The organism is Halovenus anhuiensis (assembly GCF_037080055.1).
Lineage (GTDB): Archaea > Halobacteriota > Halobacteria > Halobacteriales > Haloarculaceae > Halovenus.
This window is the reverse complement of sequence record NZ_JBAOJI010000003.1, coordinates 96,347-108,471: the sequence shown is the minus strand read 5'-3', so window position 1 is coordinate 108,471 and position 12,125 is coordinate 96,347. Positions and strand designations below refer to the sequence as shown.

The following is a 12,125-nucleotide window of genomic DNA, read 5'->3' as shown; positions in this document are numbered from 1 at the left end:
TTAACTGGCTACGCTGAATAGTGGTCAGCAAATGGCCGAGGACGTCAAACCCACGCGGAAGAATCTGATGCAGATCGAGGACCGCATCGAACTCTCAGAGCGTGGGCACGATACACTCGAAAAGAAGCGTGACGGCCTGATCATGGAGTTTATGGATATTCTCGATCAGGCGCAGGACGTTCGAGAAGATCTCGAAGCGAACTACCAGGACGCCCAGCGCGCGATCGATATCGCACGCGCGACCGAGGGCGACGTGGCGGTTCGCGGGGCCGCTTCCGCACTCAAGGAACACCCCGAGATCACCACCCAGTCGAAAAATATCATGGGTGTGGTCGTCCCACAGATCGAGTCCACGAAGGTCCAGAAAAACCTGCAGGAGCGGGGGTACGGCGTGCTCGGGACGAGTGCCCGGATCGACGAGGCCGCCGACGCCTACGAAGAACTGCTCGATCAGATCATCCTCGCCGCCGAAGTCGAGACGGCGATGAAGAAGATGCTCAACGAGATCGAGACCACCAAACGGCGTGTCAACGCCCTGGAGTTCAAACTCCTTCCCGACCTCCGGGAGAACCAGGAGTACATCGAGCAGAAACTCGAAGAGCAAGAGCGTGAAGAGATCTTCCGCCTGAAGAAAATCAAGGCCAAGAAAGAAGAAGAGGAGAAAGCAGAGCGCGAGGCCGAACAGGAAGCCGAGCGCGAGAAAGAGACCGTTTCCGCGGACGACTAATTTTCGGCTCGCTTTCACCTGTCGTTACACTTTACAGAACTGACGGCGTAGACACGGCTGATGAGCGACAGCGAGGAACTGGACGAACTCGAACGGATCCGCCAACAGAAGCGTGAGGAGCTGAAAGCGAAGCAATCGGGCGAATCCGTGGAAAGCGGTGAAGCGAACGACGGCGGGGGAGAGACACCCACAACGCCGATCGAAATCGAGAGCCAGTCCCACTTCGAGGATGTCACCGCCGCCCACGATGTCGTGCTGGTCGATTGCTACGCGGACTGGTGCGGGCCGTGTCAGATGATGGAACCGACTATCGAATCGCTCGCGGCCGAGAGCGACGCGGCCGTAGCGAAGGTCGACGTGGACCGCCACCAGCGACTCGCCCAGCAACTCGGCGCACAGGGCGTGCCGACGCTGGTCGTCTTCGCCGACGGCAAGCCCGTCGAGCGAGTCGTCGGTGCACAGGACCGCGCGACCCTCGATCAACTCCTCCAGCGAGCGGGCTGAATGCAGGGAGTCGTTCCGGCCGCGGGCGAAGGCACGCGGATGCGCCCGCTGACCGCCAAACAGCCGAAAGGCCTCGTCGGGGTCGCTGGCAAACCACTGTTGACACACGTCTTCGAGCAGTTGACTGCGCTGTCGATAACTGAACTGATCGTCGTCGTCGGCTACCGTGGCGAGCAGATCCGCGAATACTATGGAAATTCCTTCGAAGGGACGCCAATCACATACGTCCGACAGGAGTCTCGTGACGGACTGGCCGATGCAGTGTGTCGGGCCGCCGGAGCAATCGAGACGGATTTCGTGTTGTTGAACGGCGATAACGTCATCCGGGCCAACACGAAGGAATTGGTGGCTCGCCACCGGGAGGCTGACGCCGACGTGACGGCACTGGTCGAAGAAGTACCGAAACCGGAGGCAGGGAAGGGCGCAGTCTTCGAGACGACGGACGGGGAAATCACCGGCATCGTCGAGAAGCCGACTGAGCCACCCTCGCGGTTGGTGCCACGGGGCTGTTACGCGTTCTCGCCGAAAATCGTCCACGCCTGTCGGCTCGTAACCCCGAACGAGACTGGCGAATACGAACTCACAGACGCCATCTCGCTGCTTTTGTGGGCCGGACACGTGCTAGAAACCGTCGAACTGGACGGCTGGTGTTACAACGTCAATACACCGGCGGACCGGGAGACGGTCACAGAACGATTGCGGAGCGAAGAGAGCTGAGGGTCCTACGAAGGCAGTAGCGGTCCCAATCAGCCGGCTGAGGATCGGACTCTCCGGGATAAATAAGTTGAAAGAGTAAATGCGGAGTACTTTGAAACGATACTACTATTACGGTCCCGGCGAGATGCGGTTGATATGCGACGTAGGGAATTACTGGTGCTCGCGGGTGGATCAATGACCGTGACGGTTGCAGGGTGTATGGGGGACGACGGGTCGGAGGACGACGAAAACGGAAACGAGACCGACAACGGAGACAACAACGGGAACGGGGACGAGCAAAACGACCAACCCACGCCGGCAACCTTCGACGTGGGTGATGTCAGTCTCAACGAGACGACAGTCGCCGCGCAGGCGACGGTCGAACTCACCGCCCAGATCACGAACTCGGGCGAACAGAGCGGGACGAAGACGATCGAACTCCGGCAGGACGGCGAGGTCGTCGACAGCCAAGAACTCGAACTGGAAGCCGGAGCCGAAGGATCCGTGACGTTCAGCCCGTCGACGGATCTGGACACTGGCGAATACGAGTTTACGGTGTTGACCGAGGACAGCGAGGGAAGTAGTGTGCTGACGATTGCGGACGGTGAGTTCGTCGTCGAGAATATCGACCCACAGGTGGCCGAGCTCGACCAAGGCCAGCCGCTGACAGTCAGTGCGGATATCGTCAACCAGGGACCGGTCGAGGACACGAAACCGGTCGAACTGCGCGTCGATGGTGAAACAGTCGTCGAACAGGAGATCACACTCGCTGCTGAGGGACAGCAGTCTGTCGAGTTCAGCGAGGTAGATACGAGTAGTCTCTCGTTGGATGTCGACGAACACAGCATCTGGACGCCAGACGACGAGGCACTGGGATCGCTCACGCTCGTGCCCGTCGAACCGGGGACGCTCGAACTGACCGTCGTCGATGCTGACGGGGTCGGCGTCGGCGGGGCGACCGTCACCGGCGACGATATCGAAGAGACGACCGATTCCGAAGGGATTCTCACGCTCGAACTCGATCCGGGAGAGTACGACCTGACGATCGCGTCGGCAGAGCTGGAGACGACGCAGACGGTCACGATCGAGGGCGGCAAGACGACGAGTACGACCGTCGAACTGGTCGCGAGCGCGGGCGGGAGTATCAGTTCCCTCGACGGCACGAACACCGGCGGGTTCACTGCCTTCGACGAGGACAACGAATCGGACGCCAGGGAGAACGGAATCTCGTTCCCACCGGGTAACTTTAGCCTCGCAGGAACTGTCTCGGACGGACAGTGGGAGAGTACGAGCGTCAACTTCGAGTCGTTCACAGTTCGAGGCTTCGATACGCAAGTCGAAGCACCCAACGGGCTGAGCGGGACCTTCGACGAGGCCGAGGAGCGGATGACCGTCGAAGGCCAACTTACGGTGACCGTCGGCGGCGATCAGTCCTTCAGTTACGAAATTGCGGCGACGACCGAAGAAAGCGGAGCGCTGACCGGATCAGCCGACTTTGGAGAGGATTCGGGGACGGCGACCATCGTCGACAACGAGTTCACCGTCGAGGATACGACCGACGACGGCGTCCTGAACAGCGTTCTGGGCATTCCGGTCGAGGAATCGGGCCGGGCCTGGTTCGAGCTCAGCTACGACTTCGACTTCACCCGAGAGTGAGCTACTGACCCAGCGCGCGGTCACAACGCTTATTCGCCCGACGGGAATTGTCCGGAGTAATGGAGGTTTCTGTCGTCGTCTGTACGCATGCGTCGGAGCGCTTTCCCGACCTCGTTGAGGCCGTCGAGAGCCTTCAGGCCCAGCGGTACGATCAGGTCGAAACCGTGGTGATCTCTGACGGGAACGACGACCTCGCCGAGCGGATCGAGCAGCAATTTGGGGGCGACCCGGACGTTCAGGTCCACTGCAACGAGACCAACCGCGGAGTGTCCTACAGCCGGACAAAGGGGGCGAAACGGGCAGCCGGCGATATCGTCGCGTTCATCGACGACGATGCCGTCGCCCGGCCTGACTGGATCGAAAACCTGGTCGCCGTCTACGAGGAGACTGACGCACTCGCAGTCGGCGGGCGGATGGCCGGCCAGTGGCTCGGCGGCGACCCGTGGTATCTCCCCGAGGAGTTCTACTGGCTCGTGGGCGTAACACACCGTGGATTCGCCGAGGCCGGCGAGGAGGTCAGAAACACCTACGAGTCGAACATCTCCTTTCGGCGTGACGTGTTTCTCGACCTCGGAGGCTTCGATACCTCCTTCGGCCCGACGGCGACGACCTACAGCCACTCCGAGGGTGCCGAAATCGGGACGCGACTCAAACGAGCATACGACCGCGGTGTCGTCTACGAACCTGACGCTGTCGTCGAGCACAAGGTGTTCGATTACCGGCTGTCGCTCAGGTGGCTGGTCGAGAAATCGCTCCAGCAAGGGGAGTCGAAGTATCGGCTCGGCCAACAGACGACTGCTGATATCGGCTCGGAAGCCGGCTTTCTGCGGGAGTTGCTCCTCGATCACGTTCCCCGGCGACTCGCCGCCCTGGTCCGGACGCCGTCGAAAGCGAAGATCGCGCAGTTCGTCATGCTGTTCGTCCTGACTGGGTTGGTCGGGGTCGGCTACCTCCGGGCGGCACTCACCCAGTGACGACTCGCTGGCGGTACGTTCAAGCGGGAGGGGGAAAAATGCCGAGACGAATGAGCGAGGAGGATGGCGTCTGTCTGGTTACCCAGCCACAGCGGAGCCGTGTCTCGAAAGACCACGCACACGACCTCGCCGACATCATCGCCGAGATTACGACCGTCGCCGTATTGACCGCGAACCTTCCAGAAGACGCGCCCATGCGGGAGGATCACGAAATCGTCGAATTCAGCACCGAAGGGACGGGCGAGCACGTCCTCGTCGAAGCCGTCCGGTTCGTCCTGAACCAGCTCCGACTGTGCCGGGCGATTGCCCGCCGTGAGGAGAGTACAGTCCTGTTTTTCGGCACTACGTCGTATCTCCTGCCGGTGCTTTGGTCGCAGGTGCTCGGCAAGCGGGTGCTCGTGCTCCCCCGCGGAGACGTGCCACTATCCCTGCGGTTACGCTGGGAAGAGCAACTTCCGGCACTCGTTGCCCGAGCACTGGCGGCACTGGTGTCCGCACTCGAACGTGCCAGCTACCGGCTGGCTGACGGTGTCGTGAGTTACACCCCCTCGATGGCGGAGCAGTTGGGACTGGATCGATACAGCGACAAACTGTATCCGAACGGGGCCCGCTTCGTCGACACCGAGCAGTTCGACGTGACGACTCCCTTCGCGGAGCGCGAGCAGGCAGTCGGGTTCATCGGCCGTCTCGACGTGGAAAAGCGGGTGCCCGAACTCGCGGCGGCGGCGAAACAGTTGCCAGATACCGTTACGTTCGTCTTCGTCGGCGACGGCTCATATCGGGAGCTACTCGAAGAGGAACTGGCCGAGGAGATCGAGGCAGGTGTCGTTGATGTGGTCGGCTGGGTCGACCGAGAGGACGTGCCAGAGCAGTTGAACCGCCTTCGTCTGCAGGTCGTCCCCTCGCACCCGACGGAGGGACTGCCAACGGCAATTCTCGAAGGAATGGCCTGCGGAACGCCGGCGTACGCGACGCCCGTCTCAGGCGTTCCGGACGTTGTTCGAGAGGGAGAGACCGGCTTTCTGATGGCCGACGAGCGCGGCGCGGCGATTGCCGCGGAAATCGAGCGGATTCTCCGCAACGAGGACCTCCCGCAGATGAGCCAGAACTGCCGGGAGACGATCACCGCCGAGTACAGCTTCGAGGGGGCAGTCCGGCGGTGGCGGTCGATTCTCGAAGCGGCGTAGCGGTCGTTTTGGGTGTGATCGGCGGTTTTTATACTGAATGGCGAGGCGAATAGCCCGACCTTCCGAAAAACACAGGTTTTCGGCTTTTGCAAATCTTCGATTTGCGTCAACACCGCGGTCGAGGATGAAGCCGACAACTGGGAAAACAAACCAATAACTGGACGCATATCTAACCACAAGACAGCGATGGAATACAGTCACCGCTACCACGCCTACCCGACACAAGAAGTAGCGGAACGACTGGAACACCATCTCGACATTCATCGCCAACTCTACAACCACGTCAAATGGGACTACGAGAACAGCCCTGACGACGACAAACCAAGCGAGTACGACCAGAACAACAAACTCCCCAAGTGGAAACGACGATGGCCACTGTTCGGTGAACTGCACTCGAAGGCCGCACAAGAAACTGTCGCTCGCTTCCACCGGAACCTCTCGAATCTTCGCAAGAAGAAGGAGAAGGGGAAGCCTGCCTTCGTGAGAGCAGGATTCCCCGCGCCACCGTACGCGGGGTAACATTCAATCGTTTCAGGCCCGACGAATGGGTATGAGATCGATATTCGGTTCTGACGGCTGGACGAAATCGTCGATGCCCGATCAGTCCGGGCAGACAGTGGTACTCACGGGTGCGAACTCGGGGCTCGGCTACGAGGCGACGAAAGCCTTCGCCGAGAAGGGAGCCCACGTTGTGATGGCCTGCCGAAGCGTCGAACGCGGTGAGTCCGCTCGGGATTCGATCCGTGAACAGTTCCCCGCCGCCTCGCTGTCTGTCCGAGAACTCGATCTGGCGGATCTTGAATCAGTTCGATCATTCGCGGAATCGTTCGTTGAGGAGTACGACTCTCTGGACATGCTCTGCAACAACGCGGGTGTGATGGCGGTTCCTCGTCAGGAAACGGAGGATGGCTTCGAGATGCAGTTCGGCGTCAACCACCTCGGCCACTTCGCGCTGACCGGACATCTTCTCGACGTCCTCGAATCGACGAGTGGTCAGCCCCGCGTGGTGACCCACAGCAGCGGCGTTCACGAACGCGGCAAAATCGAGTTCGATGATCTCCACTGGGAAGATTCCTACGACAAGTGGAGCGCGTACGCACAGAGCAAACTCGCAAACGTGCTGTTCGCCTACGAACTCGACCGGCGGCTGCGGACGGCCGATGTAGACGTGCTCAGCACGGCCTGTCATCCCGGATATGCCGCGACGAATCTCCAGAAGCGTGGCCCCGAGATGGCCGGATCGCGACTCCGGTTGGCGGCGATGAAAGTCGCGAACGCGGTGCTGGCACAGTCTGCCGAGGCCGGTGCTCTGCCGATGCTGTACGCGGCCACCCACGAGGAGATCACTGGCGGCGAGTACGTCGGTCCCGGCGGCTTCGCAAACATGCGCGGCACGCCCGAGATCCAGAACTCCAGCGAACGGTCCCGCGACGAGGAAACGGCCGAACGGCTGTGGGCTGTCTCCGAAGAGTTGACTGGGGTCGAGTACAGCGGATGAATTGGTCGAACAGAGCTGTACGTACAACTCATATAAACGCTTCTTAGGGACCTGAGAGTGGATACGAGTGGGAACGCGAATCGTCCCCAGAAATCAGCATATGAGCCTCGAACACCCTGATGCGGTCAGACAGTACACCTGCCTCGCCTGCGAAGACACAGTGACGGAGTTCCAGACGGAGTGTCCGAGTTGTGGGGGGAAAGCATTCAGAACGATTCAGGACGAAACCGACGAAGCCGAACGGGCGACCCGGTGGGTTTCGGAGGTGACTGCACGAGCGAACCCGTACATTCCGAGATAGTAACAAAACTGCACGGACACCGCATAGATCGGTACGTACTGGTACATATCATTCATAGGAGGTCTTTTTTGAACCAGAACCGCATCGGTGTACAGAGCCGTCCCGGCTCCAGAGTCCAACCGATGAATTCAGGAAACGTCTACCAGTGTCCGACCTGCGAGCGTAGTTTCGAGACCAGAGCACAGTTAGTTGGCCACGTCAACAGCGGAAACACCGCCTGTGAGTGGGGCCAGTCCGACGATGAAGCTAGTCTCACCGACCCGACCTACTACCTCAGCCGGGAACTGAGTAAACTCGCGTTCAACAGGCGAGTGCTACAGGAAGCGATCGACGAGACCAATCCCTTGCTCGAGCGGGTCAAATTTCTCGCGATTTTCACCGAGAACATGGACGAATTTTTTATGAAGCGCGTCGGCGGGTTGAAACAACAGCGGGCAGCATCGGTCACAGAGCGTACGCCCGACGGCCGTCAGCCGACCGAACACTGGGAGGAGGTGCTCACGGAAGCCCAGCCAATGCTCGAACGACAGGTGGAGTGTTACCGAAACGGGCTGGGCGACGCCCTCGAAGACGCCGGGATCGAGATCCGTCCGTACGACGACCTGAGTGCCGACGAGCAGAAAGAGGTCGACACGTACTTCGAGAGTTCAATTTTACCCACGCTGACGCCGCTGACGATCGATTCGGCGAAGCCGTTTCCACACATCTCGAATCTTTCGCTGTCCCTCGGTGTGTTGACGAAACACACCGGCGATACCGAGGCGACCTTTTCACGCATCAAGATGCCGAAAAACAGGCCGCGGTTCGTCCAGATCGGTGACGGGACACGGTATATCCTCCTCGAAGAACTCGTCCGGGCGAATCTCGACCGGATCTTCCCGAACGCCGAGATTCTCGAAGACGCGGCTTTCCGGGTGACGCGCAACGCCGAGGTCCGCCGGAACGAAGAGATCGCAGAAGATCTGCTCCAACTCGCCGAGGAGGTGATCGAGCAACGACGGTTCGCGACGGTCGTTCGGCTGGAAGTCGAAGCCGGCATGTCCGATCAGATGCTCGAACCGCTTCTGGAAAATCTCGATGTCGGTCCGTCGGAGGTGTTCCGGCTGCAGGGTCCGCTGGATTTCTCTGATTTCACGACGCTTACCGGTCTCGACCGGCCGGAACTGAAACTCCCCGACTGGACGCCACAGCCACACCCGCGGCTCGACACCGGCTACGAGGCCACAGATCGGTCGATTTTCGAGGAGATCCGCTCTGACGACATCTTGGTTCATCACCCCTACCACTCCTTTACCGACACCGTCCAGCGGTTTCTCGACGAAGCCGCGACCGACCCCGACGTGCTCGCGATCAAGGCAGCAATTTACCGGACTGCGAGCGATTCTGCGGTGATCCAGCGGCTAATCGACGCGGCCGAGAACGGCAAGCAGGTCGCAGTGATGGTCGAACTCAAGGCTCGCTTCGACGAGGAGAACAACCTGGAGTGGGCACAGCGACTCGAAGAAGAGGGAATCCATGTCGCCTACGGGACGATCGGTTACAAGACCCACACAAAGACTGCACTCGTCGTCCGCGAAGAGGAAGACGGAGTCGAACTCTACTCACACATCGGAACCGGAAACTATCACTCCGAGACGGCCAAGCGCTACGAGGATCTCGGGCTGTTCACCGCCAACCGGCGGATCGGACAGGATCTCGTCCAGTTGTTCAACTACTTTACCGGAAACTCGGAACACGAGCAGTACAGCGAGTTGCTCATCGCGCCGGGGAATATGCGAGAGCATTTCGTCGACCACATCCGACGAGAAGCCGAGCACGCACGGGCGGGCGGGCCAGCGAAGATCACCGCGAAGATGAACCGACTGGAGGATCCCGAAATCGTCGAAGAACTGTATCGGGCATCACAGGCGGGTGTCGAAATCGACCTCGTCGTTCGGGATATCTGCCGGCTCCGTCCCGGTCTCGACGGCGTCAGCGAGAACATCAACGTCGTGAGCATCGTCAATCGGTTTCTCGAACACTCGCGTATCTTTTATTTCCGAAACGGCGGCGACGAGCAATTTTACATCGGGTCGGCAGATTGGATGCAGCGAAACCTCGACAACCGCGTCGAAGCGGTCGTTCCGATCCACGACGCACAACTACAGGAACGACTCAGACACATCCTCGAACTGAACCTCACCGACAACACCAAAGCCTGGGAGTTGCACCCCGACGGGAGCTACACGCAACGTCAGCCCAGCGAAGACGTAGCCCGAAACGCACAAGCACAGTTGACCGAAGAGGCCAGAGATCACTCCCGATAGAGGTGTCCCGATCCGTTCGTCCCCGTCAGGGCACTATATATCCGTTCGTACCAAAACTAGCAGGAGTAATACGTGAACGAAGAGTCCGTCCGAGCATGGCCCACGAGAACCGAACAGCGAACCCACAGTCAGTCGCGCCCGAGACCGGTACCACGCCCGCCGGAAAACTGCCGGACTTCGCGGAGGATGTCGAACACAAGCACCGCCGATTCGCCGCCGACGAGTACGACAACGTCTACATCGTCGGGGATGTTCACGGCTGTATCGACGAACTGCGCCTGCTCTGGGACCGACTCGCGCCCACCGACTCCGATCTCGTCGTCTTCGTCGGTGATCTCGTTCGCAAGGGGCCAGCGACCGACGCCGTCGTCGAGTTCGTCTGTTCGCGGCCGAACGCGGTGAGCGTCCGCGGGAACAACGAGGCGAAGATCATCCACGACCGGATCGACACGGATCCCTTCGAGAAAATCGCGGATTCGGTCGAGTCGTTCCCACTTGTCGTGAGCATCGGTGATGCGCTGATCGTCCACGGCGGTGTCGACCCGACCAGCCCGCTGGCTGCACACACACCCGAGGATCTGCTGGAGATGCGTGCCGTACCGCCGTCGAACGGCTACGACGGCCCGTTCTGGTTCGAGTTGTACGACGGCCCCTTCCAGGTCTGTTTCGGCCACACCGTCCTCGATTCCCCCTTCGTGACCGACAACGCGGTCGGACTAGATACCGGCTGTGTCTACGGCGGATCGCTGACCGCGTACGAGTACCACACTGGCGAACTCTACTCCGTCCCGGCGACGGAGACTTACCAGGAGCGCTCCGAGGACAAGATTCTCGATATCTCGACAGCGTAGCGATTGTAGTCTCCGTCCGGATCACCCTGTCCAATCGAGTTCGTCGTACAGTTGGCTCGCCTCGGCGGTGGAGTTGTTCTCTGCACGCCTGCACAACGCCAGACTGAACAGCACCAGCCCCGAACGAGCTGGTATCGAAAAAGACACTCCGTCGTCACCACGACATCGCCCGCGTCCAGTTCGTCCACTGTGAATTTCTGTAAGTGCCGACCGCTGGCGACTCCGTGGGGCACGATCGAATATAGCTCGACAACAACACCAATATATAGCCCTATATAGATTATGGTACTTCAAAATATTGTACCAGAGCAGCCTATATCCCAATTAGCACAGTATTTATGCAACTCTCACCACGATTCGGGTAATGACGGAGGACACGTCCAAGGCGGTTTCGACAGCATCACGACGAAAATTTTTGACGGCCGCGGCTGGTGCCGGTGGACTCGCACTGGCTGGCTGTACCGAATCGACATCCGGTGACGAGACCAAAGAGATCACGATTACGGGATCGAGTACGGTCTATCCGCTGATGAGCGCGATCAGCGAGGAGTTCCGGAGCAACAACTCCGATGTCGACCCAACTGTCAACCGAACCGGTTCTGGTGGTGGGTTCTCCAACCACTTCTGTGTCGGCAATTCCGATTTCAACAACGCGAGCCGCCCGATCCAGTCCGAAGAAGAGGACCTGTGTGGTGAGAACGGCGTCGAGTACATGGAACTCACGCTCGCGACAGACGCGCTGACCGTCGTGGTCAGCGAAGACAGTTTCGCCGACTGTCTGACCGTCGAGGAACTGGCACAGATCTGGGAGTCCGATTCGGTGGATACCTGGGACGAGGTTCGCGACGAGTTCCCGAACAAAGAGATCGAACGCTACGGCGCTGCTGACACCTCTGGAACGTACGATTACTTCATCGAGAATATCCAGGGGTCGGAGCGTGGCCACACCAGCGATTACACCGCAACGGAGCAAGACAACCAGATCGCACAGGGCGTGAAGGGTAACGAGAAAGCGATTGGATACTTCGGATTCTCGTACTTCTACCAGAATCCGGACGGCCTGAAAGCCGTCGGCGTCGACAACGGCGAGGGCTGTGTGAAACCATCCTTGGAGACGGCGAAATCCGGCGAGTACCAGCCGCTCACGCGCTCGCTGTACACGTATCCGTCGCTGGACGCACTCAGCAAGGATTACATCGCGGAATTCGCTCGCTACGTCGTCGAACAGACTACCGATCAGGAACTCGTCGCAGAGAACGTCGGGTACGTTCCGCTCAGCGACTCGGTCCAGCAGGAACAGATGCAGAAACTCGAAGACGCAATCGAAGAAGCCAACTGATAGCACTAATGTACGACCGTCTCGAACGGGCCACACATGGGGCTACACTGGCAGACACGACTGGAACTCCCGGCTCCTCGACTGGT

The 12,125-nt window shown here is 59.8% G+C and carries 11 protein-coding genes and 1 pseudogene; all 12 read left to right on the top strand.

All coding sequences use genetic code 11. The features are described from left to right. The first annotated feature begins 31 nt into the window (after nucleotides 1-31). Nucleotides 32-727, top strand: coding sequence for a V-type ATP synthase subunit D (locus V8P86_RS09265; RefSeq protein ID WP_336326980.1), 696 nt, complete (start codon nucleotides 32-34; stop codon nucleotides 725-727). A 60-nt stretch (nucleotides 728-787) separates the two neighbouring features. Continuing rightward, on the top strand, nucleotides 788-1,231 hold the full coding sequence (gene trxA / locus V8P86_RS09260; protein ID WP_336326979.1) for a thioredoxin: 444 nt from the start codon (nucleotides 788-790) through the stop codon (nucleotides 1,229-1,231). Beyond that, a complete protein-coding gene (locus V8P86_RS09255; protein WP_336326978.1) occupies nucleotides 1,232-1,948 on the top strand; it encodes a sugar phosphate nucleotidyltransferase in 717 nt (238 codons plus the stop codon). It begins immediately after the preceding gene. Nucleotides 1,949-2,083: 135 nt separating this feature from the next. Continuing rightward, nucleotides 2,084-3,583 (top strand): CARDB domain-containing protein, encoded by a 1,500-nt coding sequence (locus V8P86_RS09250; RefSeq protein WP_336326977.1) that lies wholly within the window; start codon nucleotides 2,084-2,086, stop codon nucleotides 3,581-3,583. Between the two features lie 59 nt (nucleotides 3,584-3,642). Next, nucleotides 3,643-4,557, top strand: a complete 915-nt coding sequence (locus V8P86_RS09245) for a glycosyltransferase (RefSeq protein WP_336326976.1) — start codon at nucleotides 3,643-3,645, stop codon at nucleotides 4,555-4,557. A 50-nt stretch (nucleotides 4,558-4,607) separates the two neighbouring features. Continuing rightward, nucleotides 4,608-5,744, top strand: a complete 1,137-nt coding sequence (locus tag V8P86_RS09240) for a glycosyltransferase family 4 protein (protein ID WP_336326975.1) — start codon at nucleotides 4,608-4,610, stop codon at nucleotides 5,742-5,744. Between the two features lie 186 nt (nucleotides 5,745-5,930). Next, nucleotides 5,931-6,212 (top strand): annotated as a pseudogene (locus V8P86_RS09235) (helix-turn-helix domain-containing protein); the annotation flags it as partial. 82 nt (nucleotides 6,213-6,294) lie between these two features. Next, nucleotides 6,295-7,242, top strand: a complete 948-nt coding sequence (locus V8P86_RS09230) for an oxidoreductase (protein ID WP_336326973.1) — start codon at nucleotides 6,295-6,297, stop codon at nucleotides 7,240-7,242. Between the two features lie 100 nt (nucleotides 7,243-7,342). Then, nucleotides 7,343-7,543 (top strand): hypothetical protein, encoded by a 201-nt coding sequence (locus tag V8P86_RS09225; RefSeq protein ID WP_336326972.1) that lies wholly within the window; start codon nucleotides 7,343-7,345, stop codon nucleotides 7,541-7,543. Between the two features lie 122 nt (nucleotides 7,544-7,665). Further along, nucleotides 7,666-9,849: a polyphosphate kinase 1 gene (ppk1, locus tag V8P86_RS09220; protein WP_336326971.1), complete on the top strand. Its 2,184-nt coding sequence runs from the start codon at nucleotides 7,666-7,668 to the stop codon at nucleotides 9,847-9,849. Nucleotides 9,850-9,944: 95 nt separating this feature from the next. After that, nucleotides 9,945-10,700 (top strand): metallophosphoesterase, encoded by a 756-nt coding sequence (locus V8P86_RS09215; RefSeq protein ID WP_336326970.1) that lies wholly within the window; start codon nucleotides 9,945-9,947, stop codon nucleotides 10,698-10,700. A 364-nt stretch (nucleotides 10,701-11,064) separates the two neighbouring features. Next, nucleotides 11,065-12,039, top strand: a complete 975-nt coding sequence (locus V8P86_RS09210) for a PstS family phosphate ABC transporter substrate-binding protein (RefSeq protein ID WP_336326969.1) — start codon at nucleotides 11,065-11,067, stop codon at nucleotides 12,037-12,039. Nucleotides 12,040-12,125 lie beyond the last annotated feature (86 nt).